At 69.3% G+C, this 25,642-nt stretch carries 27 protein-coding genes; 14 read left to right on the forward strand and 13 right to left on the reverse strand.

The features are described from left to right. The first annotated feature begins 11 nt into the window (after positions 1 to 11). From tsaD to ACIHCQ_RS04035, 4 genes are all read left to right on the forward strand, one after another. The gene (tsaD, locus tag ACIHCQ_RS04020) at positions 12 to 1,109 is read left to right on the forward strand and encodes a tRNA (adenosine(37)-N6)-threonylcarbamoyltransferase complex transferase subunit TsaD (RefSeq protein ID WP_399657699.1); all 1,098 of its coding nucleotides are present in this window, start codon (positions 12 to 14) and stop codon (positions 1,107 to 1,109) included. Positions 1,110 to 1,114: 5 nt separating this feature from the next. Beyond that, positions 1,115 to 1,402, forward strand: a complete 288-nt coding sequence (locus ACIHCQ_RS04025) for a hypothetical protein (protein ID WP_399658633.1) — start codon at positions 1,115 to 1,117, stop codon at positions 1,400 to 1,402. 166 nt (positions 1,403 to 1,568) lie between these two features. Then, positions 1,569 to 1,925 (forward strand): YciI family protein, encoded by a 357-nt coding sequence (locus ACIHCQ_RS04030; protein WP_399657701.1) that lies wholly within the window; start codon positions 1,569 to 1,571, stop codon positions 1,923 to 1,925. Between the two features lie 63 nt (positions 1,926 to 1,988). Further along, the gene (locus tag ACIHCQ_RS04035) at positions 1,989 to 3,233 is read left to right on the forward strand and encodes an RNA polymerase sigma factor (RefSeq protein ID WP_399657703.1); all 1,245 of its coding nucleotides are present in this window, start codon (positions 1,989 to 1,991) and stop codon (positions 3,231 to 3,233) included. A 64-nt stretch (positions 3,234 to 3,297) separates the two neighbouring features. Here the strand turns inward: ACIHCQ_RS04035 and ACIHCQ_RS04040 are convergent, their stop codons facing one another. The 7 genes from ACIHCQ_RS04040 to ACIHCQ_RS04070 form a co-directional block, all read right to left on the reverse strand. Further along, positions 3,298 to 3,933, reverse strand: a complete 636-nt coding sequence (locus ACIHCQ_RS04040; protein WP_399657705.1) for a contact-dependent growth inhibition system immunity protein — start codon at positions 3,931 to 3,933, stop codon at positions 3,298 to 3,300. Positions 3,934 to 3,944: 11 nt separating this feature from the next. Next, positions 3,945 to 4,262 (reverse strand): RNase A-like domain-containing protein, encoded by a 318-nt coding sequence (locus tag ACIHCQ_RS04045; protein WP_399657707.1) that lies wholly within the window; start codon positions 4,260 to 4,262, stop codon positions 3,945 to 3,947. After that, a complete protein-coding gene (locus ACIHCQ_RS04050) occupies positions 4,259 to 4,948 on the reverse strand; it encodes a hypothetical protein (RefSeq protein WP_399657709.1) in 690 nt (229 codons plus the stop codon). Before ACIHCQ_RS04050 ends, ACIHCQ_RS04045 begins: the two co-directional genes overlap by 4 nt. 32 nt (positions 4,949 to 4,980) lie before the next feature. Continuing rightward, positions 4,981 to 6,732, reverse strand: a complete 1,752-nt coding sequence (locus ACIHCQ_RS04055) for an RNase A-like domain-containing protein (RefSeq protein WP_399657711.1) — start codon at positions 6,730 to 6,732, stop codon at positions 4,981 to 4,983. Then, entirely contained in the window at positions 6,732 to 7,031 is a 300-nt protein-coding gene (locus ACIHCQ_RS04060) for a WXG100 family type VII secretion target (protein ID WP_399657713.1), read from the reverse strand. Before ACIHCQ_RS04060 ends, ACIHCQ_RS04055 begins: the two co-directional genes overlap by 1 nt. A gap of 19 nt (positions 7,032 to 7,050) precedes the next feature. Further along, on the reverse strand, positions 7,051 to 7,440 hold the full coding sequence (locus ACIHCQ_RS04065) for a WXG100 family type VII secretion target (RefSeq protein WP_399657715.1): 390 nt from the start codon (positions 7,438 to 7,440) through the stop codon (positions 7,051 to 7,053). A gap of 134 nt (positions 7,441 to 7,574) precedes the next feature. Beyond that, positions 7,575 to 8,888: a methyltransferase domain-containing protein gene (locus tag ACIHCQ_RS04070; protein WP_399658634.1), complete on the reverse strand. Its 1,314-nt coding sequence runs from the start codon at positions 8,886 to 8,888 to the stop codon at positions 7,575 to 7,577. On the opposite strand from ACIHCQ_RS04070, the gene ACIHCQ_RS04075 reads away from it, so the two are divergent. The 4 genes from ACIHCQ_RS04075 (at position 8,883) to groL (ending at position 12,646) form a co-directional block, all read left to right on the forward strand. Then, complete coding sequence (locus ACIHCQ_RS04075) at positions 8,883 to 9,845, forward strand: polysaccharide deacetylase family protein (RefSeq protein WP_399657717.1); 963 nt, start codon at positions 8,883 to 8,885, stop codon at positions 9,843 to 9,845. The genes ACIHCQ_RS04070 and ACIHCQ_RS04075 overlap by 6 nt on opposite strands. Positions 9,846 to 9,855: 10 nt before the next feature. Beyond that, a complete protein-coding gene (locus ACIHCQ_RS04080) occupies positions 9,856 to 10,323 on the forward strand; it encodes a hypothetical protein (RefSeq protein ID WP_399657719.1) in 468 nt (155 codons plus the stop codon). Between the two features lie 173 nt (positions 10,324 to 10,496). After that, complete coding sequence (gene groES, locus ACIHCQ_RS04085; RefSeq protein WP_003948573.1) at positions 10,497 to 10,805, forward strand: co-chaperone GroES; 309 nt, start codon at positions 10,497 to 10,499, stop codon at positions 10,803 to 10,805. A 215-nt stretch (positions 10,806 to 11,020) separates the two neighbouring features. Then, positions 11,021 to 12,646: a chaperonin GroEL gene (groL, locus tag ACIHCQ_RS04090; RefSeq protein ID WP_399657721.1), complete on the forward strand. Its 1,626-nt coding sequence runs from the start codon at positions 11,021 to 11,023 to the stop codon at positions 12,644 to 12,646. Positions 12,647 to 12,729: 83 nt separating this feature from the next. Here the strand turns inward: groL and ACIHCQ_RS04095 are convergent, their stop codons facing one another. The 3 genes from ACIHCQ_RS04095 to ACIHCQ_RS04105 form a co-directional block, all read right to left on the reverse strand. Next, a complete protein-coding gene (locus ACIHCQ_RS04095) occupies positions 12,730 to 13,419 on the reverse strand; it encodes an ester cyclase (protein WP_399657723.1) in 690 nt (229 codons plus the stop codon). Between the two features lie 121 nt (positions 13,420 to 13,540). Next, entirely contained in the window at positions 13,541 to 14,314 is a 774-nt protein-coding gene (locus ACIHCQ_RS04100; protein WP_399657725.1) for an SDR family NAD(P)-dependent oxidoreductase, read from the reverse strand. 213 nt (positions 14,315 to 14,527) lie between these two features. Then, positions 14,528 to 15,226, reverse strand: a complete 699-nt coding sequence (locus ACIHCQ_RS04105) for an MOSC domain-containing protein (protein ID WP_399657727.1) — start codon at positions 15,224 to 15,226, stop codon at positions 14,528 to 14,530. An 80-nt stretch (positions 15,227 to 15,306) separates the two neighbouring features. On the opposite strand from ACIHCQ_RS04105, the gene ACIHCQ_RS04110 reads away from it, so the two are divergent. Continuing rightward, on the forward strand, positions 15,307 to 16,233 hold the full coding sequence (locus tag ACIHCQ_RS04110; protein WP_399657729.1) for a LysR family transcriptional regulator: 927 nt from the start codon (positions 15,307 to 15,309) through the stop codon (positions 16,231 to 16,233). A gap of 194 nt (positions 16,234 to 16,427) precedes the next feature. On the opposite strand, the gene ACIHCQ_RS04115 is transcribed toward ACIHCQ_RS04110, so the two are convergent. After that, positions 16,428 to 16,751, reverse strand: a complete 324-nt coding sequence (locus ACIHCQ_RS04115) for a WhiB family transcriptional regulator (RefSeq protein ID WP_399657731.1) — start codon at positions 16,749 to 16,751, stop codon at positions 16,428 to 16,430. Between the two features lie 430 nt (positions 16,752 to 17,181). Here ACIHCQ_RS04115 and ACIHCQ_RS04120 point away from each other — a divergent pair, with 430 nt between their 5' ends. From ACIHCQ_RS04120 to ACIHCQ_RS04135, 4 genes are all read left to right on the forward strand, one after another. Further along, the gene (locus tag ACIHCQ_RS04120) at positions 17,182 to 17,793 is read left to right on the forward strand and encodes a response regulator transcription factor (RefSeq protein ID WP_003948568.1); all 612 of its coding nucleotides are present in this window, start codon (positions 17,182 to 17,184) and stop codon (positions 17,791 to 17,793) included. A 255-nt stretch (positions 17,794 to 18,048) separates the two neighbouring features. After that, positions 18,049 to 18,636, forward strand: a complete 588-nt coding sequence (locus ACIHCQ_RS04125) for a sigma-70 family RNA polymerase sigma factor (RefSeq protein WP_399657733.1) — start codon at positions 18,049 to 18,051, stop codon at positions 18,634 to 18,636. 143 nt (positions 18,637 to 18,779) lie between these two features. Continuing rightward, complete coding sequence (gene guaB / locus ACIHCQ_RS04130; protein WP_399657735.1) at positions 18,780 to 20,282, forward strand: IMP dehydrogenase; 1,503 nt, start codon at positions 18,780 to 18,782, stop codon at positions 20,280 to 20,282. A 125-nt stretch (positions 20,283 to 20,407) separates the two neighbouring features. Next, positions 20,408 to 21,532, forward strand: coding sequence for a GuaB3 family IMP dehydrogenase-related protein (locus ACIHCQ_RS04135; protein ID WP_399657737.1), 1,125 nt, complete (start codon positions 20,408 to 20,410; stop codon positions 21,530 to 21,532). Positions 21,533 to 21,634: 102 nt separating this feature from the next. Here the strand turns inward: ACIHCQ_RS04135 and ACIHCQ_RS04140 are convergent, their stop codons facing one another. Then, a complete protein-coding gene (locus ACIHCQ_RS04140; RefSeq protein ID WP_399657739.1) occupies positions 21,635 to 22,120 on the reverse strand; it encodes a hypothetical protein in 486 nt (161 codons plus the stop codon). Positions 22,121 to 22,241: 121 nt separating this feature from the next. After that, the gene (locus ACIHCQ_RS04145) at positions 22,242 to 23,483 is read right to left on the reverse strand and encodes a nucleotide sugar dehydrogenase (RefSeq protein ID WP_399657740.1); all 1,242 of its coding nucleotides are present in this window, start codon (positions 23,481 to 23,483) and stop codon (positions 22,242 to 22,244) included. Positions 23,484 to 23,713: 230 nt separating this feature from the next. Here ACIHCQ_RS04145 and ACIHCQ_RS04150 point away from each other — a divergent pair, with 230 nt between their 5' ends. Further along, positions 23,714 to 25,420, forward strand: a complete 1,707-nt coding sequence (locus tag ACIHCQ_RS04150) for a glycerol-3-phosphate dehydrogenase/oxidase (protein ID WP_399657743.1) — start codon at positions 23,714 to 23,716, stop codon at positions 25,418 to 25,420. The last annotated feature ends 222 nt before the right edge of the window (positions 25,421 to 25,642 follow it).

Here is a 25,642-nt window from a genome sequence, read left to right on the forward strand (position 1 = left end):
GGATGGCACTGATGGCTGACGAACCGCTCGTACTGGGCATCGAGACCTCCTGCGACGAGACCGGCGTGGGCATCGTCCGCGGTACGACCCTGCTCGCGGACGCCGTCGCGTCGAGCGTGGACACGCACGCCCGCTACGGCGGCGTGGTCCCGGAGATCGCCTCGCGCGCGCACCTGGAGGCGATGGTGCCGACCGTCGAGCGCGCCCTGAAGGAGGCCGGTGTCTCCGCGCGCGACCTCGACGGCATCGCGGTGACGGCGGGACCGGGTCTGGCGGGCGCGCTGCTGGTCGGGGTGTCGGCGGCCAAGGCGTACGCGTACGCGCTGAACAAGCCGCTGTACGGGGTGAACCACCTCGCCTCGCACATCTGCGTCGACCAGCTGGAGCACGGGCCGCTGCCCGAGCCGACGATGGCGCTGCTGGTCTCCGGCGGGCACTCGTCGCTGCTGCTCGCGCCCGACATCACCTCGGACGTACGGCCGATGGGCGCGACGATCGACGACGCGGCGGGCGAGGCCTTCGACAAGATCGCGCGCGTGCTGGACCTGGGCTTTCCCGGCGGTCCGGTGATCGACCGGCTGGCGCGCGAGGGCGATCCGGCGGCGATCGCGTTCCCGCGCGGCCTCACGGGGTCGCGCGACGCCGCGTACGACTTCTCCTTCTCGGGGCTCAAGACCTCGGTGGCGCGCTGGATCGAGGCCAAGCGGGCGGCGGGCGAGGACGTGCCCGTACGGGATGTGGCGGCGTCCTTCCAGGAGGCGGTCGTGGACGTGCTGACCCGCAAGGCGGTGCGGGCGTGCAAGGACCAGGGCGTGGACCACCTGATGATCGGCGGGGGAGTGGCCGCCAACTCCCGGCTGCGCGCGCTGGCGCTGGAGCGCTGCGAGCGGGCGGGGATCCGGCTGCGGGTGCCGCGGCCGGGGCTGTGCACCGACAACGGCGCGATGGTGGCGGCGCTGGGCGCCGAGATGATGGCCCGCAACCGGCCCACGTCCGACTGGGATCTGTCGGCGGACTCGTCGCTGCCGGTGACGGACACGCATGTGCCGGGCCGCGCGCATACGCACGATCATGTGCACGAGATCAGCAAGGAGAACCTGTACGGATGACGCTGATGACGCCGACGACGGTCACGTTGATGTGGGAGGCCAAAGCGGCCCAGGGGAGGGGCGCGGAGCTGCTCGCATGGGCGCGGGAGCGGGCGCGGGAGCGGGCGCGGGAGCTGGCGTACGAGCCGCTGCGCCGCGAGGTCTTCCGCGCCGGGCCGGACCGGGTGCTGGTCATGACGTGGTGGGAGGCGGCCGACGTGGCCGCCGAGCTGCCTGAGCTGCCCGAGCCCGCGGCCGACTTGAGCGCGCGGCCGGTGCACCGCTGGCGCTTCGAGTCACTGGGCGTCGCCTGACGGGTCCGCCGCGGCCCTCCCCTCTGGCCGCTCCGGAAGATTCTCAAAAGAATTTCGGGGAGGCTGTCGATCCGGCCGTCTCCCGTTCGACGCAAGGGTGAGAGGCAGGGAACGCCCCCGCCTTTTTGACCGGCTGACCGGCTGACCGACTGACCGAGGAGTCACCATGCCGCGCTTCATGTCCCTGATCCACGTCGATGAGAAGAACGCCCCCGCCGAGGGCCCCAGCCCCGAGCTCATGCAGCGCATGGGCGCGCTGCTCGAGGAGATCACGAAGGCCGGGGTCATGCTGGACACGGCCGGGCTCGCCCCGACCTCGCAGGGCACCCGCGTCACCTGGTCCGGCGGGAAGCTGAGCGTCACGGACGGGCCCTTCACGGAGAGCAAGGAAGTGATCGGCGGCTACGCCATCCTCCAGACCAAGGACAAGGCCGAGGCCATCGAATGGACCAAGCGCTTCCTGCAGGTCCATGAGGAGTACTGGACCATCACCTCGGAGATCCGCGAGATCGCCGAGGGCTAGCCGAGGGCTGGAAGGCGGCGGGACCCTGCGCTTGCCTGCCCCGACCCACGGCTGTTCTGATGGATGGTCGTGACGGCAGCAAGCGCGGTGGAAGCGGTATTCCGGATCGAATCGGCGCGGATCATCGCCGGTGTCACGCGGATCGTACGAGACGTGGGCATCGCCGAGGAACTCGCGCAGGACGCTCTGGTCGCCGCGCTGGAACAGTGGCCGGAGTCGGGCGTCCCGGACAAGCCGGGGGCCTGGCTCATGGCCACTGCCAAGCATCGCGCGATCGACCTCGTACGCCGCCGGGAGACGTACGCGCGCAAGCTGGCGGAGGTGGGGCGCGCCCTGGAGGACGTACAGCCGCCCGAAATCCCCGGACCCGCCGAGCCCGACGACATCGACGACGATCTGCTGCGGCTGATCTTCACCGCCTGCCACCCGGTGCTCTCCACCGAGGGGCGGATCGCACTCACGCTGCGGCTGCTGGGCGGGCTGACGACCGACGAGATCGCGCGCGCTTTCCTGGCGCCGGAGCCGACGGTCGCCCAGCGCATCGTCCGCGCCAAGCGCGCGCTCGCCAAGGCGGACGTCCCCTTCGAGGTCCCGTACGGCCCCGAGCGCGCCGAACGCCTGTCATCGGTGCTGGAAGTCATCTACCTGATCTTCAATGAGGGCTACGCGGCGACCGCCGGCGACGACTGGCAGCGCCCGGCGCTGTGCGAGGACGCGCTGCGCCTGGCCCGGGTGCTGGCGGGCCTGATGCCCAAGGAACCCGAAGTGCACGGCCTGGTCGCGCTGCTGGAGATCCAGGCCTCACGCACGGCGGCCAGGACGGACCCCGACGGCACACCGGTGCTGCTCGGCGACCAGAACCGCGCCCGCTGGGACCAGCTGCTGATCCGGCGCGGCTTCGCGGCGCTGGAACGGGCGGGGAGCGGGCCGTACGGACCGTACGCGCTCCAGGCGGCCATCGCGGCCTGCCACGCGCGGGCGATGCGGTACGAGGACACGGACTGGTCCACGATCGCCACCCTGTACGGCCGCCTCGCGGCGCTCACCGCGTCCCCGGTCGTGGAACTGAACCGCGCGGTCGCGATCTCGATGGCGGAGGGCCCGGAGGCGGCGCTGACCCTGGTCGACGCACTGGCGACGGAGCCCGCGCTGAAGGGGTACCACCTGCTGCCGAGCGTACGGGGGGACCTGCTGGCGCGCCTGGGCCGGGGCGAGGAGGCCCGCGCGGAATTCGAACGGGCGGCGTCGCTGACCCGCAACGAGCGGGAGCGGGAGCTGCTGCGGGAGCGGGCTCGTCAGTCGATGTGATGAACGGCGGGGACTACGGCAGTGCGCAGTGCGCAGTGCGGATCAGCGGTCAGTGGATCGGCGGTCAGCGGAGCCGGCTCGCCAGCTCCGCGAGCCACGCGCCCGGGGCGTACTCCGCCGGTGCGTCGACCTCCATGCCCAGCGTGGTGACGGCCAGCGCGTAGTCGGACTCCTCCAGCGGCAGCGTCAGCAGCTCGTGGAGCTCCCCCGTGAGCTGGGCGATCAGCCCCGCGTCGGTGGTGTCGAGGTAGTCCTGGAGCGCCGCGTCATGGTCCTCGAACTCGTCCGGCATGTCCTGCGAGAACCAGCCGCCCAGGAACTGCGCGAGCTCCGGGAAGCGGGCGTGCCACTCCCAGTGCGTCTGGGGAGTGGCGGGCGGCGGGGCCTCGCCGGTTTCGACGCTCTCCTTGAGGCGGTCCGCCAGGCGCACCAGCCACGCCTGGATCTCCGAGTCGGGCAGACCGACATCCGGTACGGGATAGAACTCGCCGAGCCGCAGCCGCAGCCGGCCCGGCGGGTTGTCGGCGTACTCGCGCAGTTGGTGCTCGGCGACGGCGATGCACCAGGGGCGGGTACGCCAGGTGTGGCGGAGGTAGGCGGTCAGCGGCTCCTCGTCATCGGCCGTCCGGCCCAGGTGGGCCCGGATGACCTCATCCAACTCGCCGTACTTCCGGTCGTGTTCGCGCGGCTTCAGGGACACGGGCGCTGCCTTTAGCGGTAGATGTGGATCGGGAACGTGGCGTGGACGGTGAAGCCGTGCGGGCTCTCGGTGTTCCGCTTGAGGATCACGCGGGCCGCGCGGACATCGACCGGCTCTCGCCCGGCCAGCATCATCGCCTGCAGCAGCACCCGCCCGACGGGCTCGGAACGCGACGGCCACGCCGCCTCGATGGTCAGGCGCTGCCGGGTGGACTGGGCGAGCCAGCGGTGGATGACCTGCTCATTGCGGGTCACGACCTGCTGCGTGGCCCACTGCGCCGTCTCCCGGTCGGGGTACGTGGCGACGCGGTTCCGGGTGACGGCGGTCATGAATGCTCTCGCTGCATATGGTCGTTGACGGTGTCGATGAGCGCGCGGAGCCCGTCGCGGCCGGCCCAGGACAGATGCGGCCTGAGCCCCTCCGCGCCGGGGAACAGCGCCAGGGCCCGCTGCGCCTCGGTCGCGTAGGAGGCCGCCCGCTCATGGCAGTACGGGTGCTCGCTGCTCACATAGGACCGGACGGTGTCCGAGAAGGACCCACCGCCCTCGTCCATGAGGACGGCGTCGAAGCCGAACAGATAGGGAAACGTCTGCAGGAATTCCCATCCGGCCATCGGCAGTTCCGAGTATTCGGGTACCCCTTCGCGGTTGAGAATCCGCACCAATTCGGCCAGCATGCGCAGATACTCGACGGGTTCCATATCACCGGCCGCGCGCATCGCCTTCTCCCGGAATTCCGGCGGAAAAGAATCGAGCGAGCCCGCTCGGGCGACGGAGTCGGCGGCGAAGTCCAGCACTCCGGACGACGCATAGACCGAGCAGTTCCAGTTCGCGATCCAGTCGCCGCGGACGACGCGGATATAACGCTGGATCTCCTCGTCCAGGGAAAGCTTCCCGCCCGACTCCTGGGCCGCGATGGCGAGATCGAGGAGCCGCGGCGCCGGACCGTCCGAGAACAGCGACACAGGCGATGGCTGCCAGTCCTGCGAGTGCTGCGAGGGCTGCGAGGGCTGCACGTAACGTACCTCTCTCAAGGGTCTCAGCGGGCTCACGGGCCCTTGTGCGGCATGGCGGTGAGCACGATGAAGGGCGGCTCCAGACCCTCTTTGTAGACGAGCCGCACCTGGACCCAGTTCTTGTCCTCGGCCCTGGCGTTCATGCCGTCTGCAGCATAGTCGTCGCGCGAGACGCTACGGCCGGTGGACTGCCCGGGGAATTCCAGATAGACCGGTGGCTGGATCTCCGACTTGTTCGGATCGTAGTTGGGGTTGTTCTTTATCTTCTTCTCTGTGCTGTCGATCCAGTCCGCGATCCGGTTTTCGTTGGCGTCGTTCTTGAGGGCGGCCTGCGTGAAACGCTGCGCGGAGCCCAGGTCCGTGAAAGAGGACGCGGCCGGCGCGCCCGCCTGGTCCCGCAGCCGCTGCCTCAGCTGGTCATCGGTCAGGCCGACATGTTTGTCGATGGGGTGGCTGCCGTAGAGCCCTTCCTGATTCGCCAGATCCATCGGGTAATAGGTGTTGTCCGGGTCCTCACCGGGCACGGTGAAACGGTGCTCCCGCTTGAAATCGTTCAGGGCGCGTGCGCCGAACGCCTGTGCCCGGGCGGCCTCCGCGTTGTACGTCGGGGCGCTCAGGAAAGCCTCGTCCAGCGGGCCGTTCAGCGCGTTGAGCTTGGGCACGATCGCGTTGACCCGGGTGTTGTAGGTCTCGACGACGGCGTTGATCGCCGCGGTGTCGAGATTCAGCGTAATTTCCATACTGAGTTCCGCTCCGCCCGCGGCGGCACCCGAGAGGACGCGTCCGAACATCTTGACGGCGCCCTTCGCGCCTTCCTTGACGTCGTCCATGCCGACTCCGTCGCTGAGGTCGATCTTCCCGACCGCCTCGCGTACGGCCTCCATGTAGATGTCCCAGACCTTGCCGTTGAGATCGACGGCGGCCTCGGCGAACTCGTACAACTCATCGCCGAGCTTCATGGCGGTGTCGTGGAGCGCTGTCATCACCGGGTGGCTGGGGGTTGTCTGGGGAGCGCCCGCCGACGGGGCCTGGTCGTGCTTCCACGCGTAGCCCGCGGTGGATGTGCCCCAGGCCGTGGTGCCCCACAGCGAGCTGCAGAACTGGCGCATGGCGTCGTACCACTCGCTGTTGGCCTGCTGGGTGATGCTGTTCGCCTGCCCGGTCAGCCTGCCCTCGGTCGCGCCGAGCGCGATGGTGATCGAACGCCACGCCTTGGAGAGATCGTTGAGGTGGTGCTGGTGCGGATACGGGTAGACCTCCGCGACCTTGCCGAGCCGGAAGGCGTGTTCGACGACCGGGCGCAGCAGGTCCCGGATCATCTCCGGGACCCATTCCAGCAGGCTGCGGAAGAAGCCGTCGCCGCCGTCGTCGTCGCCCCATTTCAGGTTGGGAACCTTGCCGTAGTCGGGAGCCTTGTCGATGACCTGCGGCACTGGCTGCAGGGCGGGCTGCTTGGTGCCGGAGGGGTGGGCGGCGGCCTCCGCCGTCGCATAGTTGTTGGCCGTGGTGGTGAAGCCGACGGCCGCGCCGCCGATGGAGACCACGCTCTTGGCCCACACCTGGAGGAAGCGGTTGCCGACCTTGACGTACGCGGTGGCGAAAGCCTCGGCCGCGGTGCCGTAGCCGCCCGCGTCGGGATGCTTCTGCAACTCCGTGAGCAGGTCCTTGGGCGCTCTGTCGTGTATTTCCTGCTGGCTGGCGAAGCTGCCGGAGACCCGGTGCAGATCGGACGGTTTGACGTCGATGGTGCCGGCCCCCGAGGGCGGAGTCGGAGGGGTGGCCATCAGGCGGCCCCCCAGCCCCGTAGCACCGCGCGGTGCGCCTCGGCGTAGTTCGCGTGGCCGGTGGTCACCACCTCGTGGAGCCACGCCTGCGCCGCCTGCAGGTCCTGCATCTGCCTGTCCCACTTGTCGAGTTCGTCGACGAAGGCGTCGCGGGCCTCGCCCTTCCAGGACAGGACCACTTTCTCGGTCCGCTCGTAGAGGGTTTCGAGCCGCTCGTTGAGCTGCTTGAGGATGTCCCCCAACTCCTCGGCCAGCTCCCGCAGGGTGGTGAAGTTGACGCCTATGTAGTCGTCCGACACGGGTGACCTCCCCTTACGTTCAGATGTCGTGGATGCGACTGCGCGGCGCCGGCGGGGCTGTGTCCTCCGACAGCGCCTGCGCCTCGCGCGCCACGTCCACCCGCGACTCGGCGCGCCGCATCGTCTGGAGCGTGTCCAGCTCCTGCCGGGTGAAGCCGTCGCGCCCCATCCGCATGGCCTCTTCCAGGACGACGAGGGTTTCCCGGATCCGTACGGCGTCTTCCGCGGCGCCCCGGTGCAGCGCGCGGTACCCCTTGGCCGTCTCGCCCTGCCAGCCCGCCTCGATCCGGTCGACGATCGCGTCCATGCGCTTCACCTGCGCGTTCAGGTGACGCTGCATGTCATCGAGGTCCCCGGCGAGCCGGGTCAGATCGCCGTCCGAGACATCGAGATTGGCGCGCTCCACCATGGCTACCCCTCAGTCGGTCACTCCTGCGCTACCGCAATCACATCCGGCACCCTAACAACGCCCGTTTACGGCATGGCGGTTGCAACGGCAACGGCATATGTGAGCCGGATTACGCGAGCCGGATGACGCCCGGATTACGCGGGCCGGATCGCGTGAGCCGGCTGCGCGGGCCTCCCGATCAGCATCGTCGGCGCCCCCGCCACCCTCGTCAGGAAGACCGTCGCCGCGTTCGGCCCCTGCGGTTTCACCTTGCGGCGCAGCTCCTCCGGTTCCACCGCCGAGCCGCGCTTCTTCACCGTCAGCGTGCCGACCCCGCGTTCACGCAGCAGCGCCTTCAGCTTCTTCAGCCCGAAGGGCAGCTCGTCGGTGATCTCGTACGCGGTGGCGTACGGCGTCGGCCGGAGCTCGTCGGCCGTGATGTACGCGATCGTCTCGTCTATCAGCCCGCCGTCCAGCTGCTGGGCGACCTCGGCGACCAGATGCGCCCGGATGACCGCGCCGTCGGGCTCGTAGAGGAAGCGGCCCACCTTCCGTACCCGCGGGTCGGGCAGGCCGCTACCGGTGAGCGCGCGCGGCCCCGGCAGCAGCGTCGCGCCCACCGCGCCCGGCCGCGTCCCGAACCACAGCACCGCCTCCTTCACCTCGCCGCCGTCCGAGATCCACTCCGCCTCGGCGTCGTCCGGGACCGCCTCGTGCGGGATGCCGGGGGCGATCTTGAGCGCGGCGTGCGGGCGGGTGCGGGCCGCGGCGATCGCCCAGGACAGCGGCGGCGAGTACGACTCCGGCGAAAAGATCCGGCCCCGGCCGCCCCGCCTGGCCGGGTCCACGAACACCGCGTCGTACGCGGACGTGTCGGTCCCGGTGACGTCCTCGCACCGGACCTCGATCAGACTGGTCAGGCCCAGCGCCTCCGCGTTCGCACGTGCCACCTCCGCCGTCAGCGGGTCCCGGTCCACCGCCAGTACGGAGATGCCCGCCCGGGCGAGCGCGATCGCGTCGCCGCCGATCCCGCAGCACAGGTCCGCCACGCTCCGTACGCCGAGAGCGGCGAAGCGCTCGGCGCGGTAGGCGGCGACGGAGCGGCGGGTCGCCTGCTCGACGCCGTTCGGGGTGAAGAACATCCGCCGCGCGTCCTGAGCGCCGAACTTCGCGGCTGCCCGCTGGCGCAGCCGCGCCTGCGAGAGCGCCGCCGAGACCAGCGAGGCCGGATGCTCGCGGCGCAGGCGGGTGGCGACGGCCAGCTCCTGCGCCGGGTCGTAGGCGTCCAGGGACGCCAGGAGTGCCGGCCCTTCCCCGGTGCGCAGTTCCGCGAAGGAGGTGAGGGGATCAGTGGGGGCGGTGGCGTCGTTCACCGGCCCATTGTGGGCCAGGCGGGGGATGGTGCGCCCGCGGTGGCGGTGTCGGCCGGAGCGTACGGACCGGTGCTGACAGGATGCGACGCCATGCAGCTAGTACGACAAAAGGAAAATAAGACAGCAAACAGGGCCTTGCTGGTCCTGGCCGCACTTCTGGCCGCGGCCCTCGGTTCCGCCTGCGCGTCCGGCGCCCAGGGCGGCTCCGGCCCCCCGGGCGGGCGGGCCGGCCCGGATGCGGATGCCGGACCCGTCACCGGTCGGCACGGGAAGGAGCCGGAGCAGGCCGGCCCGGCCGGCGCGCTCTCCGCGTACGTACAGCGGGTGAAGCGCGCTCAGGCCGCGCGTGTCGTCGCCGCGAAGAAATGGGGCCTGGCGAAGACCCCGCTCGCCGCGCCCCCGCCGCCCGCCGTCAAACCGAAGATCACCAGCCGCAAGGGCTTCGAGGTCGAGGGCGGCGAGTCGCTGCCGCCCGTCTTCACCACCGTGCCGGTCAAGGAGAAGATCGTCTTCCTGACCATCGACGACGGCGCGGAGAAGGACCCGGCGCTGCTGCGGATGATGACCGACCTCCGGATCCCGTACAGCGCCTTCCTCAGCGACTATGTGATCAAGGACGACTACGCCTACTTCCGGCAGATGCGGGACCGCGGCGTCTCCCTGCACAATCACACCCTCAACCACCCCTATCTGCCCGGCCTTTCGTACGCCGAGCAGAAGGAGGAGATCTGCGGCCAGCAGGCGAAGATCGAGAAGCACTTCGGGAAGCGGCCCCCGCTCTTCAGACCGCCGTACGGCAACTACAACAAGGACACCCTGCGCGCCGCCCGGTCCTGCGGGGTGAAAGCCGTGCCGCTGTGGGCCTCCGAGGCGTTCCCGGACCGTATGGAGTGGCGGGAGTGGGACCGCGATCTGCACCCCGGCGACATCATCCTCACCCACTTCCGGGGCCGCGCGGAATGGAAGGGCTCCATGCCCGACTTGATCCGGCACGTCATGAAGACGGTCACCGGCAAGGGCTACGCCGTCGCCAAGCTGGAGGACTACGTATGAGGCGGGCGGTATGAGGCCGGCGGCACTGCTGGCGGCCGGCGCGCTGCTCGTCACGGGGTGCGCGCAGTCGGTCGACCCGATCGAGCGCCTCGGGCGCAGGGCCGCGCAGCAGGTCTCCCCGGGGGCGCGCTCGGCACCGTACGCGGTGGACCGTGTGCCGACCCGCGACAAGGTCGTCTTCCTCGCCTCCGACGAGCGCGCGGTCCGCGATCCGCGGTTCGTACGGATGAGGGGCGAGCTGAAACTGCCGGTCAGCGTCTTCCGTACGGCGGGCCGTCCCGGTCCGGTGCCGGGCCGGGTGTACGCGGAGGGGGAGCGGCTGCGGCCGGGCGACGTCGTACGGGCGGAGCCGGGGACGCTGGCGCTGCTGCTGCGCCGCGTACAGGAGCAGGGGTACGCGGTGGCGCGCCTGGAGGACTACGTCCGGCCGCGTCCGACCCCCGGGAAGAGTGGAGATCGAGCCGCCGCACCGCCGTGAATTGGCACTCCGCTTGACCGAGTGCTAATCGCGGTCATAGTCTCTGGTCTGGCACTCCCCAGTGGAGAGTGCCAACGCAGCGACAGGCAGGTCCGGCACCCGCGACGACGGATCCACCTGGTCGCCACCCAGACAGTTAACCCCGTGAGATCTCCGAAGGGGGAGGTCGGATCGTGACGACCGCCAGCTCCAAGGTTGCCATCAAGCCGCTCGAGGACCGCATTGTGGTCCAGCCGCTCGACGCCGAGCAGACCACGGCCTCTGGCCTGGTCATCCCGGACACCGCGAAGGAGAAGCCCCAGGAGGGCGTCGTCCTTGCGGTTGGTCCGGGTCGCTTCGAGAACGGCGAGCGCCTGCCGCTCGACGTCAAGACCGGCGACGTAGTGCTGTACAGCAAGTACGGCGGTACCGAAGTCAAGTACAACGGCGAGGAATACCTCGTCCTCTCGGCTCGCGACGTGCTCGCGATCATCGAGAAGTAGTGAAGTAGTCCAGCAAGACAGTAGTGAAGTACTGAAGTAGTCAGGTCGGAGACCCGGGGGTCATTCCCCCGAAGCCTCCGCACCCGAGCATTTCTTGATCTGCGCCCCTGGCCCCCGCGACATATGTAGCCGGGTGGTCAGGGGCGCAGTTCGTTTGAGCGATGACGGTCGCCAGGGGGCGGCCGAGGATCGCAATGAGAGGACAGAGAAGCTCCATGGCGAAGATTCTGAAGTTCGACGAGGACGCCCGTCGCGCCCTCGAGCGCGGCGTCAACAAGCTTGCCGACACGGTGAAGGTGACGATCGGCCCGCGTGGCCGCAACGTCGTCATCGACAAGAAGTTCGGCGCCCCCACCATCACCAACGACGGTGTCACGATCGCCCGCGAGGTCGAGCTCGAGGACCCGTTCGAGAACCTCGGCGCCCAGCTGGTGAAGGAGGTGGCGACCAAGACCAACGACGTCGCTGGTGACGGCACCACCACCGCCACCGTGCTGGCCCAGGCGCTGGTCCGCGAGGGCCTGCGCAATGTGGCCGCGGGCGCGTCCCCGGCCTCCCTCAAGAAGGGCATCGACGCCGCGGTCAAGGCCGTGTCCGAGGAACTCCTCGCGACCGCCCGTCCGATCGAGGACAAGGCCGACATCGCCGCTGTGGCCGCGCTCTCCGCGCAGGACCAGCAGGTCGGCGAGCTCATCGCCGAGGCGATGGACAAGGTCGGCAAGGACGGTGTCATCACCGTCGAGGAGTCCAACACCTTCGGTCTGGAGCTCGACTTCACCGAGGGCATGGCCTTCGACAAGGGCTACCTCTCGCCGTACATGGTGACCGACCAGGAGCGTATGGAGGCCGTCCTCGACGACCCGTACATCCTGATCCACCAGGGCAAGATCACCTCCATCCAGGACATGCTGCCGCTGCTGGAGAAGGTCATCCAGGCGGGTGGCTCCAAGCCGCTGCTGATCATCGCCGAGGACGTCGAGGGCGAAGCCCTGTCGACCCTGGTCGTGAACAAGATCCGCGGCACCTTCAACGCGGTGGCCGTCAAGGCCCCCGGCTTCGGCGACCGCCGCAAGGCGATGCTCGGCGACATGGCCACCCTCACCGGTGCCACGGTCATCGCCGAGGAGGTCGGCCTCAAGCTCGACCAGGCCGGTCTTGACGTGCTGGGCACCGCCCGCCGCGTGACGATCTCCAAGGACGACACCACCATCGTCGACGGTGGCGGCAGCTCCGACGAGGTCAAGGGCCGTATCAACCAGATCAAGGCCGAGATCGAGTCCACGGACTCCGACTGGGACCGCGAGAAGCTGCAGGAGCGCCTCGCGAAGCTGGCCGGCGGCGTGTGCGTGATCAAGGTCGGCGCGGCCACTGAGGTGGAGCTGAAGGAGAAGAAGCACCGCCTGGAGGACGCCATCTCCGCGACCCGCGCCGCGGTCGAGGAGGGCATTGTCTCCGGTGGTGGCTCCGCGCTCGTCCACGCCGTGAAGGTGCTTGAGGGCAACCTCGGCAAGTCGGGCGACGAGGCCACCGGTGTCGCCGTCGTCCGCCGCGCCGCCGTTGAGCCGCTGCGCTGGATCGCCGAGAACGCGGGCCTCGAGGGCTACGTCATCACCGCCAAGGTGGCGGAACTGGCGGCCGGTCAGGGCTTCAACGCCGCGACCGGCGAGTACGGCGACCTGGTGAAGGCCGGCGTCATCGACCCGGTCAAGGTCACGCGCTCCGCGCTGGAGAACGCCGCGTCCATCGCTTCCCTGCTGCTCACGACCGAGACCCTGGTCGTCGAGAAGCCGGCGGATGACGAGGGCGACGCGGGCCACGGTGGCCACGGTCACTCGCACTGACGCGTAAGCGTCAAGCGTTGAGAAGGCCCCTGTTCCGGTCGGAGACCGACCGGAACAGGGGCCTTCTTCGTCAGGCATTGAGGTCAGGCATTGAGCTGGCGCATCAGCCCCGTGGTGTCGTAGTGCCACCAGCCTTCCTGGATCTTGCCGTCCTTGAACCGGAAGATCGTGGTGCCCGTCATGGAGACCTGCTTGCCCGTGGGTGCGAGGCCCAGGAACTCTCCGTGATGGGTTCCGGTCCAGGTCCACAGCGTCACGACGTCGTCGCCCTGGCAGATCTCCCTGTCCAGGTTGAAGTTGAAGTCGAAGGCCGCGCGCCAGCCGCTCACATCGTCGCGGAGGGCGTCGGATCCGACCACGGTCTCCTCTGCCTTTACGGGGTCGTGGTCCCGGTAATCGGCCGCGAACACCTCCTCGATGGCATCGAGATTGCCTCCGACGGCGATCTCGTGGAAGAACCGTCGAGAGGTTGCCTCATTCAACTGTTCATCGCGGACGACATCGAGGTCGGTAAAGTTGGGCATCCCGTCGCAGAGGGCGACCATCTCCTGGAAGATCCGGTCCGTCTCAGGCAGCTTCGAGTTCTTCATCGCCTCTTCGTACGACGGAAATTCAACTATCTCGACAATGTGGGAGCCGTCGGTGCGGTCCTTGCCGACGAGGCTGTGGGTGGCGGTCCGCTTGCCCTTGGTCTGTTCGACCCATTGGTCCATGAGCCGGTCCAGCTCAGCGAACCGCTCGGTCTTGCAGTCGATTATCTGTACGAATTTCATGACGTCTCCCGAGCTGGCGAGCCGATCAGGATACGTCCAGTTTAGTGATATCTGTACAGATTGCGGTCCTTTCTTAGTGATTTACCGGCTTACCGGCTTACCGAGTTGCTGAGTTGCCGAGTTATTGCGGACCGTACTTCCGGCCCGTCCTGGACGAGAGCCCACCGAGCAGCCCGCGCGGCGCCAGCTTCACCACACCCATCAGCGCCTTGTAGCGCGCGTCCGGGATCGACACCGACTTCCCGCGAGCCAGATCCGCCAGCGCCGCCGCCACCAGCTTGTCGGCGTCCAGCCACATCCAGCCCGGGATGTTGTCCGTCCCCATACCGGCCCGCTCGTGGAACTCCGTCCGTACGAATCCGGGGCACAGCGCCATAAGCCGTACGCCCGAACCGGCCAGATCCCGGGCCGCGCCCTGCGTGAACTGAACGACCCACGCCTTCGAAGCGCCGTACGTGCCGCGCGGCACGAACGCGGCCATCGACGCCACATTCACCACGCCGCCCCGCCCGCGCTCCCGCATCGCCTCCGTCGCCGCCGACGTCAGCCGCAGCACCGCCTCGCAGTGCACCTTCAGCATCGTCAGCTCGTCGGCCATGGACACTTCCAGGAAGCGCCCCTTGTTGCCGAACCCGGCGTTGTTGACCAGCAGGTCCACCGCGCTCTTGCGGTCGGCGAGCCGCTTCTCGACCACGCCGATCCCCGCCTCCTGCGACAGGTCGGCGGTCAGCACCTCCGCCTCGATGCCATGCCGGTCGTGCAGTTCGGTGGCCTGCTCGCGCAGCCGCTTGGTGTCGCGGGCCACCAGCACCAGGTTGTGCCCGTCGGCCGCGAGCCGCCCCGCGAACGCGGCGCCGATGCCCGCCGTCGATCCCGTAATCAGTGCAGTCGTCATAGGCGGCACGTTAGTGCCCCGGGTGCGCGGGCGGCGTACGCGCCCTGTCCACCTGCTGTCCCTTCCCGGTGACCGGGAACTGCCCCATCGTCCCGCCGGAGAGCCGCTGCTGCCACGCGCGCATGGCGTCATCGGGATGCTCCGGCGGCCATCCCTGAATCAACTCCCCCTTGTACGGGGGTGATACGGGCCCGCCTTCTCAGGGATTTGGCCCTACGCGGACTTCCCCTGAACGGACTTCCCCGACGCGCCGAACTTGGCCACGTACGCGCGGGCCTTCTCCAGAAGCTCGGGATGGAGGGCATCTCCCGCCGCGAGCACCTGGGGCAGCAGTGCCCGCTCGGTGGTCCCGGCCCGGAACGACAGAGCGACCGTGACCTCGTGATCCGGCCGGTGCACGACCTCTATCGCGTCGCCCCCGCGGATCTCGCCGGGGACGACGACCCTGAGATACGCGCCGGGCACCGCATGCAGCGTGAAGCGCTTGACCCAGCCCCGCTCACCCAGCCAGCTCCCGAACGTACGACACGGAACCCGGCCGCTCGTCACCTCCAGCACCAGCTCCTGGCCTATCCGCCAGCGCTCGCCGATCTTCGCCCCGCTCACATCGAGCCCGCTCGTCGTGAGGTTCTCCCCGAACGAGCCATTGGCGACCGGCCGCCCCAACTCCCGCTCCCAGTGGTCGAGATCCTCGCGCGCGAAGGCGTACACCGCCTGGTCGGTGCCGCCGTGGTGCCGCAGGTGGCAGACGGCGTCCCCATCGAGCCCGCCGCCGCCCTTGCCCTTCGGGCCCGGGTCCGTCACTCGTACGGCCCCATCGACCGGCTGTTTGTCGATGCCCGTCATGCCGCTCGGGGATTCGGTGTACTCGACGCTCTTCGGGCGTCCCACATTCACGGTCAGAACCTTCATGTACAGCACGCTAACCCGCCGCTCTCAAACCAACCAGTCAATTATTACCGTTCCCCCCAAGCTCCCCTTATATTCAAGGAATGATCGAAGCCCGGCATCTCCGTGTCCTGCGCGCCGTGGCCGCCACCGGCTCGTTCTCCGCTGCTGCCCGCGTGCTCGGCCGCACCCAGCCCGCCGTCAGTCAGCAGATGAAGGTTCTGGAGGCGTCCGCGGGCACCCCGCTGCTGATCCGTACCGGTCGCGAAATGCGCCTGACGCAGGCGGGCGAGGCGCTGGTGCGCCACGCCGCGGGCATCCTCGCCGGGCTGACCGCGGCCGAGGAGGAGATCGCCGCCATCGTCGGCCTGCGGGCCGGCCGGGTCCGCCTCGTCTCGTTCCCCAGCGGCAGCTCCACGCTGGTGCCGACCGCGCTCGCCGCCCTGCGCGCAGCCCACCCCGGCACCCGGGTCACCCTGGTCGAGGCCGAACCGCCGCGTTCGGTGGAGCTGCTCCGGGAGGGTGACTGCGATGTGGCGCTCGCCTTCCGCTACGGCGCGGCGGGCGAGGCGCGAGAGGAGCGGCGAAACGAGGTGCGAGAGGAGGAGTGGGACGACCTGACCGTCCGCCCGCTGCTCACCGACCGCCTCGTCGGGCTGGTCCCCGAAGCCCACCGCCTCGCCGCAGCGGGCTCTGTCGCCATCGGCGAGCTGGCCGAGGAGTCCTGGATCGCCGGCTGCCCGCGCTGCCGCGGCCAACTCGTCGCGGTCTGCGAGGAGGCGGGCTTCACCCCTCGTATCGACTACGCCACCGACGACTCCCCGGCGGTAATCGGCCTGGTCCGCGCGGGTCTGGGGGTGGCGGTGCTGCCCGAGCTCGCGATGGAGTCCGTACCGCCCCAAGGCGTGCGGACCGTGGCCCTGGAGCCGCCGGTCCGGCGCGAGATCGTCGCGCTCACGCTGCCGGACCTGGCTCAGGTCCCGGCGGTCGCCGCCATGCTCGACCAGCTGACCCTGGCCGCGACCCGCTGAGGGTCCTTGCAGGAACGTATCTTCAAATCTTGGAATATTTCCGGAATCCTGGACTTCCACCGAACCGGACACGGGGCCAGAATCGGATCGGAATCGGGGCCAGAACCGGAATCGGGACCAGAATCAGAACGGGAACCTCGGACTTCTTCAGAACCTTGACCTTTCCAGAACCTCGGGCTCTCCGGCCGCGGGCGTCAGTCTCGCGCCGTGCCTCCCACGCTGGTCGCCGGGACCAGCCGATGACGGGCGCGCCCCATGAGCTCCTCGCGCTCGTCCTCCGTCAATCCGCCCCACACGCCGTACGGCTCACGTACCGCCAGGGCGTGCGCCGCGCACTCCGCGCGGACCGGGCACCTCATGCAGACCTCCTTCGCCGAGTTCTCGCGTGCGCTGCGCGCGGCGCCCCGTTCGCCCTCGGGGTGGAAGAAGAGTGAACTGTCCACCCCACGGCAGGCCGCGAGCAGCTGCCAGTCCCACAAATCGGCGTTGGGTCCGGGAAGGCGGGAGAAATCTGCCATAGCGCTTGTCCCCTTGAAACCGTGCTGAGTGGATACAGGACAGGTAGAACCAGACGAGATACGGGCGGGTCCGGCACCCGTCCCGTGCCAACGACCGTACATCTACTGTCTAAGTAGATGTAAATATGACTCATTGCGAATCTAGCCACATACGCCAGGAAAAGTGAAGAAAAGCCGCTAAATGGTGCACAGCTTGTAAATGGCTGGGTGGGGGAGCGGCGGCGCTCTCCTCCGCACACGGCCCCTCACATAGAGTGCTGAAGGCGGCCGTCCGACCCGTAACTCTTTCGAGTGACCGTCGTTGAGAGTGCCGAGGCGGTTGCGAGAACCAGCGCTCGGGCGCATGTCCGAGAACGTTCAACCGCACAGGTGACAAAACGTACCCAGCCTGGAGGCTCAAGGTGACGCGCATCAGCTGCGGAGGACGGTCATGACATCCGTCCTCGTCTGCGACGACTCCCCGCTTGCCCGAGAGGCGCTCCGCCGCGCGGTCGCGACCGTGCCCGGCGTCGAGCGCGTGACGACCGCGGCCAACGGCGAGGAAGTCCTCCGCCGCTGGGGCGCCGACCGCTCGGATCTGATTCTGATGGACGTACGCATGCCCGGTCTGGGCGGCGTCGAGACGGTCCGCCGGCTGCTCTCCGCCGACCCCGGCGCGCGGATCATCATGCTGACCGTCGCCGAGGACCTGGACGGCGTCGCGCTCGCGGTCGCCGCCGGCGCCCGCGGCTATCTGCACAAGGACGCCTCGCGCGCCGAACTGCGGGCGACGGTGACCCAGGCCCTCGCCGATCCGACGTGGCGGCTCGCTCCGAGGCGGCTGCGTTCGGCCGAAATGGGCGCCGCGCCGACGCTCACCGCGCGCGAGATCCAGGTACTCGAAGGGATGAGCCACGGCCGGTCCAACGCCGAGATCGGACGCGAGCTCTTCCTCTCCGAGGACACGGTGAAGACGCACGCCAGGCGGCTGTTCAAGAAGCTGGGCGCTTCGGACCGGGCGCACGCGGTGGCGCTCGGATTCCGCTGGGGTCTGGTCCGCTAGAACCTCGCGGGTGGGTTGCCGCGGGGGTACGACGGACCCCGCCCGCCACGGGTGGGCGGGGTGCCGGACGACTGCGGGCATCCGTTTCCCGCGCGATGCCGCATCCTTGAGGATGTGGAGTTCCTCAGGAACGAGTCGGTCGAGCGGGAGGGGAGGGCGCAGGAGATGAGTTCCGGCGCACCCGCTCATAACGCTTCGGTGCACAACATTGGACGCGGCGCTACGGACCCGGAGCCGCCAAGGCACCATGGACCGATGCGCGACGACGAGGTGGCGACCGCCCACGGGGCCATCGGTTCACTCGTACACCGAGCCGTCGACGGCGACGGACAGGCGACGCACGATCTCCTCGCGCATGTCCATCCGCTCGCGCTGCGCTTCTGCCGCTCCAGGCTCAGCCGGCTGCCAGGAGACGCGCGTCACTTCGTGGAGGACCTCGCCCAGGAGGTCTGCGTCGCGGTGCTGATGGCACTGCCGCGCTACAAGGACACCGGACGGCCCTTCGAGGCCTTCGTCTTCGCCATCGCCTCCCACAAGGTCGCCGATCTCCAGCGGGCCGCCATGCGCCATCCGGGGTCTACGGCCGTGCCGTCGGACGAGATGCCGGAGCGCCCGGACGACTCGCTGGGCCCGGAAGAGCGCGCGCTGCTCAGCGACGACGCCGAGTGGGCCAAGCGCCTGCTCGCCAATCTGCCGGACAACCAGCGGGAACTGCTGGTGCTGCGGGTCGCTGTCGGCCTGACCGCCGAGGAGACCGGGCAGATGCTCGGGATGTCCCCGGGCGCGGTGCGCGTCGCCCAGCACCGGGCCCTCAGCCGTCTGCGCGCGCTGGCCGAGCAGTGAGCCGAGCAGTGAACTGAGTCGTACGGACGTCACATACGTAGGTACAGACAGAGCTGCCCTGTGATCTTGATCGTGGAATACAAGGGCCGCGAAGCCGTTAGCATGGACATCCGCACCGATCAAGGCCATTTGGGGAAGGTGTCATGACCAACGTCGACGGAGTGCCCGGTAAATTCGCGACACTCGGGCTGACCTACGACGATGTGCTGCTGCTGCCGGGCTCGTCGGACATGGCGCCCGACCAGATCGACACCTCCTCGTACATCTCGAAGAACGTACGGGTGAACATCCCGCTGCTGTCCGCGGCCATGGACAAGGTCACCGAGGCCCGGATGGCCATCGCCATGGCCCGCCAGGGCGGCGCCGGCGTACTGCACCGCAATCTCGCCATCGCCGACCAGGCCAACCAGGTCGACCTGGTCAAGCGCTCCGAGTCCGGCATGGTCACCGACCCGATCACGGTGAACCCCGACGCGACACTCGGCGACGCCGACCGGCTCTGCGCGAAGTTCCGCATCAGCGGCGTCCCGGTGACCGACGCCGGAGGCAAGCTCCTCGGCATCGTCACCAACCGCGACATGGCCTTCGAGTCCGACCGTACGCGCCAGGTGCGCGAGGTCATGACGCCGATGCCGCTCGTCACGGGCAAGGTCGGGATCTCCGGCGCGGACGCCATGGAACTGCTGCGCCGTCACAAGATCGAGAAGCTTCCGCTGGTCGATGACGCCGGTGTCCTCAAGGGCCTGATCACGGTCAAGGACTTCGTCAAGGCCGAGAAGTACCCGATGGCCGCCAAGGACAAGGAAGGCCGGCTGCTCGTCGGCGCGGCCGTCGGCGTCGCGGGCGACGCGTTCGAGCGGGCCCAGGCGCTGATCGAGGCGGGCGTCGACTTCATCGTCGTCGACACCGCGCACGGCCACTCCCGGCTCGTCGGCGACATGGTCGCCAAGATCAAGTCGAACGCCGCGGGCGTCGACGTCATCGGCGGCAACATCGCCACCCGCGACGGCGCGCAGGCGCTGATCGACGCCGGTGTCGACGGCATCAAGGTCGGTGTCGGACCGGGCTCCATCTGTACGACGCGCGTGGTCGCCGGCATCGGCGTACCCCAGGTGACGGCGATCTACGAGGCCGCGCTCGCCGCCAAGGCGGCAGGCGTCCCGGTGATCGGCGACGGCGGTCTGCAGTACTCCGGCGACATCGCGAAGGCCCTGGTCGCGGGCGCGGACACGGTCATGCTCGGCTCGCTGCTCGCGGGTTGCGAGGAGTCGCCGGGCGAGCTGCTCTTCATCAACGGCAAGCAGTTCAAGTCGTACCGCGGCATGGGGTCGCTGGGCGCGATGCAGACCCGTGGCGAGCAGCGCTCCTTCTCGAAGGACCGTTACTTCCAGGAGGGCGTGGCCTCCGACGAGAAGCTCGTGCCCGAGGGCATCGAGGGCCAGGTCCCCTACCGCGGTCCCCTCTCCGCGGTCGTGCACCAGCTGACCGGTGGTCTGCGCCAGTCGATGTTCTACGTCGGCGGCCGGACGGTCCCCGAGCTCCAGGACCGCGGCCGGTTCGTACGGATCACATCGGCGGGCCTCAAGGAGAGCCACCCGCACGACATCCAGATGACGGTCGAAGCGCCGAACTACAGCAGGAAGTAGCCGGTTCAGCGGCACGCTGACGGCGGGGGCGGCTCCGGGTTTCCCGGGGCCGCCCCTCCCCTGTGTGTCGGGGATACTGGAAGCGGCAGGCAGCAGCGCCGAGAAGAACGGAAAGGCCACACATCGTGACTGAGATCGAGATCGGGCGCGGCAAGCGCGGTCGCCGGGCGTACGCGTTCGACGACATCGCCGTTGTACCGAGCCGGCGTACGCGGGACCCGAAGGAGGTCTCGATCGCCTGGCAGATCGACGCCTACCGCTTCGAGCTGCCGTTCCTGGCCGCTCCGATGGATTCGGTGGTCTCTCCGCAGACCGCGATCCGCATCGGCGAGCTGGGCGGCCTCGGCGTCCTGAACCTCGAGGGTCTGTGGACCCGGTACGAGGACCCGCAGCCGCTGCTCGACGAGATCGCCACTCTCGACCAGGACAACGCGACCCGCCGTCTTCAGGAGATCTACGCCGCTCCGGTCAAGGAAGAGCTGATCGGGCAGCGCATCAAGGAGGTCCGCGACTCGGGCGTCGTGACCGCCGCAGCGCTCTCGCCGCAGCGCACCGCGCAGTTCTCGAAGGCTGTCGTGGACGCGGGCGTCGACATCTTCGTCATCCGCGGTACGACGGTCTCCGCCGAGCATGTCTCGGGCGCCGCCGAGCCGCTGAACCTGAAGCAGTTCATCTACGAGCTCGATGTGCCGGTCATCGTCGGCGGCTGCGCCACCTACACGGCCGCGCTGCACCTGATGCGTACGGGCGCGGCGGGCGTGCTCGTCGGCTTCGGCGGCGGCGCCGCGCACACCACGCGCAACGTGCTGGGCATCCAGGTCCCGATGGCGACCGCGGTCGCCGATGTGGCCGCGGCCCGCCGGGACTACATGGACGAGTCCGGTGGCCGGTATGTGCATGTCATCGCGGACGGTGGCGTGGGCTGGTCCGGCGACCTGCCGAAGGCGATCGCGTGCGGCGCGGACGCCGTGATGATCGGCTCTCCGCTGGCCCGCGCGACGGACGCCCCGGGCAAGGGACACCACTGGGGCATGGAAGCCGTCCACGAAGACGTGCCGCGCGGCAAGCTCGTGGACCTGGGCATCGTGGGCACGACCGAGGAGGTCCTCGCCGGTCCCTCGCACAGCCCGGACGGGTCGATGAACTTCTTCGGCGCGCTGCGCCGGGCGATGGCGACGACGGGATACAGCGAGCTCAAGGAGTTCCAGCGCGTCGAGGTGACGGTGGCGGACTCCCAGCACAGCCGCTGATTGTCCACGTTTCTACGTTCTACGTGTCTACGTATCCACGTATCCACGTACGAGTGGGGCCCGGCACCAGGTGATGGTGCCGGGCCCCTTCGGCTGACCGGATCAGCCGTTGGCCTTCTTGGCACCGGCGTACGCGGCGGCCGCGCCGATGGCGAGGAAGAGGTAATCCATGGCGCCGGCCGCATCGCTCCACGCCTCGGCCAGCACGCCGAAGTGGTCTATGAAGACCTCGGCGAAGGAGCCGTCCGTGAGCTTGGCCAGGAGGACCGCGCCCCCGACCAGCTGGCCCAGGTACACGGCGGGGATCGCGAGTACCACGCTGACGAAGGGCAGCGCCGGGTTGCGTCCGCCCACCTTGGAGCCGGCGAAGCCGATGAGGTAGCCGACGCCGACGGCCGCGTAACCGATCTCGCGTTCGATGGCGCCGATGAGCGCGCCGTACGCGCCTGCGCCGACCAGCGCGGCGACGAGGGCGACGACGATGCCGAGGGCGAGGTTGTCGCGGGTGGGCGCCGGGGGTGGAGTCGGGGCGTACGGGGTGCCACCGGCGAACGGGTTGCCGGACGGCGGTGGGACGGGCTGGCTCATGTGCAATTCCCCCAGGGACGAATGCGCCGCACGACCGTGCGAGCGGAGTCCCGGACACTAGCAGCCAGGTCCGACAGCGCTCCAACGTGTTACCAGGTCGTTGCCCTGTCGCAGTAGGCCTTCACAGGCGGTGTGCGGCCCCGGCCGGAGTCGCGCCCCTGGTGTCGAGCAGGAGCTGGGCTTTCACCGCCAGACCCTGGAGGTCGTACGTACGGTGGTGCTGGAGCAGCACCGTCAGATCCGCGCTCGCGGCGGCCTCGTAGAGGAAGTCCGCGCGGGGGACCGGCAGGTCGCGTACGCGCCAGTCGGGGACGTACGGATCGTGGTAGCTGACGGCGGCGCCCAGGTCCATCAGCCGGCGGGCGATCTCGGTCGCGGGGGAGCTCTCCAGGTCGGCGAGGTCCGGTTTGTATGTGACGCCCAGGAGCAGCACGCGCGCGCCGCGGGCCGATTTGCCGTGTTCGTTCAGGAGGGTGGCGCAGCGCTGGATCACGTACTGCGGCATACGGGCGTTGATTTCCTGGGCGAGGCCGACCATCCGGAGGGGGTGACCGAGCGTACGGGGGGTGTGCGGGACGGAGTTGGGGTCCAGCGGGACTCCGTGGCCGCCGACGCCCGGTCCGGGGCGGAACGCCTGGAAACCGAAGGGCTTGGTCTCGGCGCAGCGGATGACGTCCCAGAGGTCGACGCCGAGGTCGTGGCAGAGCACCGCCATCTCGTTGACCAGGGCGATGTTGACGTGGCGGAAGTTGGTTTCGAGGACCTTGACGGTCTCAGCCTCGCGCAAGCCACGCGCGCGTACCACCTTGTCCGTGATGCGGCCGTAGAAGGCGGCGGCCGCTTCGGTGCAGGCGGGGGTGAGGCCGCCGATGACCTGGGGGGTGTTGGCGTGGCCGTGGGTGCGGCTGCCCGGGTCGACCCGGCTGGGCGAGTACGCGAGGTGGAAGTCACGGCCCGCGCGCAGGCCCGAGCCCTCTTCGAGGAGGGGGCGCAGGAAGTCCTCCGTGGTGCCGGGCTGGACGGCCGATTCGAGCAGCACGGTGGTGTGCGGGCGCAGCCGTGCGGCGAGCGCGCGTGCGGCTTCGGCGACCGCCGTGAGGTCAAGGGTGCCGTCCGCGCCGAGGGGTGTGGGGGCGCAGATGACGGCGGTACGTACGCGGCCGAGCGCGGCGGGGTCGGTGACAGTCCGAAAGCCCCCCGAGACCATCCGGCGGATATCGGCCGGGGTGCGTCCGGCGGCCGGTTCCGTGAGGTGACGCGGGTCGGTGTCGTAGCCGATGGTTTCGATGCCGGCGGCTACAGCGGCCTGGGCGAGAGGCAGACCGAGGTGGCCGAGTCCGATGACGGCGAGATCGGCGGGCATGGCGTGGGCCGTCCTTCCCTATAACCGGAGGGGGCAGTGAGCGCAAGCCCTGTGGACAGAACGAGCCAGCGCAATGTCACACTAGGCGTAAATATGACCGATCTGCCGTATTGCGCGCTTGTGCCGGTCCGAGTGTTATCCACAGGCGGTGGCTGAAGTCACCGATCGCGGACAGAATCGATGTTGTGAGCCCGACCGCAGGGGACATACGGGGGCGACGGGAGGCAACAGTGAAGACAGCGACACTGGGACCGGTGGAGCGTGCCGAGGCACTCGCCGGGTTGGCCGAGCGCGAACTGGACGTGCTGGTCGTGGGCGCGGGCGTGGTCGGAGCCGGGACCGCGCTGGACGCCGCGACGCGAGGACTCTCGACGGGCCTTGTCGAGGCGCGCGACTGGGCCTCGGGCACATCGAGCCGGTCGAGCAAGCTGATCCACGGCGGGCTGCGCTACCTGGAGATGCTGGACTTCACGCTCGTACGGGAGGCGCTGAAGGAGCGAGGGCTGTTGCTGGAGCGGCTGGCGCCCCACCTGGTGAAGCCGGTGCCGTTCCTGTACCCGCTTCAGCACAGGGGCTGGGAGCGGCTCTACGCCGGATCGGGCGTCGCGCTGTACGACGCGATGTCGGTGTCGTCGGGCCATGGGCGCGGGCTGCCCGTCCACCGCCATCTCTCGCGGCGCCACGCGCTGCGGGTCGCGCCCTGCCTGAAGAAGGGCTCCCTGGTCGGGGCCTTGCAGTACTACGACGCGCAGATGGACGACGCGCGCTATGTGGCGACCCTCGTGCGCACGGCCGCGAGTTACGGCGCGCAGGTGGCCAGCCGGGCGCGGGTGGTCGGCTTCCTGCGGGAGGGCGAGCGGGTCGTCGGGGCGCGGGTGCAGGACGTGGAGGCCGGCGGGGAGTACGAGATCAGGGCCAAGCAGGTCGTCAACGCCACCGGGGTCTGGACGGACGACACACAGGCGCTGATAGGGGAGCGCGGACAGTTCCATGTGCGCGCGTCCAAGGGGATTCACCTGGTGGTTCCCAAGGACCGGATTCACTCGACCAGCGGACTGATCCTGCGGACCGAGAAGTCCGTGCTGTTCGTCATCCCCTGGGGGCGGCACTGGATCGTGGGGACGACGGACACCGACTGGGACCTCGACAAGGCACATCCGGCGGCGTCCAGCGCGGATATCGACTATCTGCTGGAGCACGTCAACTCGGTGCTGGCCGTCCCGCTCACCAGGGACGATGTGGAGGGGGTGTACGCGGGGCTGAGGCCGCTGCTCGCCGGGGAGTCGGACGCGACCAGCAAACTGTCTCGCGAGCACACGGTGGCGCATCCCGTGCCCGGCCTGGTGGTCGTCGCGGGCGGGAAGTACACGACCTACCGCGTGATGGCGAAGGACGCGGTGGACGCGGCGGTGCACGGACTCGACCAGCGGGTGGCCGCCTGCGTCACGGAAAACGTGCCGCTGGTCGGCGCCGAGGGATACGCGGCTCTGTGGAACGCGCGGGCGAGGATAGCGGCGCGGACGGGGCTTCATGTGGTGCGCGTGGAGCATCTGTTGAACCGGTACGGCTCGATGACCGAGGAACTGCTGGGGCTGATCGCCGATGACCCCAAGCTCGGCGAGCCGCTCGGGAGCGCGGACGACTATCTGCGGGCCGAGATCGTCTATGCCGCGTCGCACGAAGGCGCGCGCCACCTCGATGACGTACTGACGCGGCGGACCCGGATCTCGATCGAGACCTTCGACCGGGGGACGCGGAGCGCTCGTGAGTGCGCGGAGTTGCTTGCGCCGGTGCTGGGCTGGGACAAGGAGCAGATAGAGAAGGAGGTCACGCACTACGAGAAGCGGGTGGAGGCGGAGCGGGAGTCGCAGCGGCAGCCGGACGACCTGACGGCGGACGCGGCGCGGCTGGGGGCCCCGGACATCGTGCCGCTCTGATCTGCTCTGAGATCCTGTCCGATCCGCTCCGAGTACCCGAGTGCTCCAATTTTTTCGGCGACCGGTGAAGGACTGTCAAAGGGAGGGGGAAAGTCGTCCGGCAGGCCGAACAAGCCTGCGACCAGCGGAGGGGTGGGCTTGACTGCGAGTAGCGGCGGGGTGGGCGGTCCCCCTCCTTCCGGGCCTGTCCTGTTGATCGGCGGCCCCGGGAGACACGCCGGT

This window comes from Streptomyces sp. NPDC052236 (assembly GCF_044548015.1).
Lineage (GTDB): Bacteria > Actinomycetota > Actinomycetes > Streptomycetales > Streptomycetaceae > Streptomyces.